Below are 215 nucleotides of genomic sequence, written 5' to 3' on the forward strand. Positions count from 1 at the left end.
GCAGCTTCCTGCTGCTCGTAGTGGTTAGCGTCGCGAATCAACCCATCCCGCACCCCGTGCAGCATGTTCACGATGTTGCGAAACGCGGTCTGCATCTGACCCATGGTGTCCATCGAGGTCCGCTCCGCCAGACCACCCCAGCCCGCACCGGAGATGTTGGTCGACGACGCCCACATCCGGCGCGCCTCGTCCTCCACCGTCTGCGCGTGCACATC

At 64.7% G+C, this 215-nt stretch carries 1 protein-coding gene; it reads right to left on the minus strand.

Going from position 1 to position 215, the window contains the following annotated elements; genetic code table 11:
• Positions 1-215: WXG100 family type VII secretion target (locus LI94_RS21795; RefSeq protein ID WP_052740011.1), on the minus strand; the 215-nt coding region annotated here is incomplete at both ends.

This window comes from Mycobacterium sp. UM_Kg27 (assembly GCF_000972905.1).
In the GTDB taxonomy this organism is placed as follows: domain Bacteria; phylum Actinomycetota; class Actinomycetes; order Mycobacteriales; family Mycobacteriaceae; genus Mycobacterium.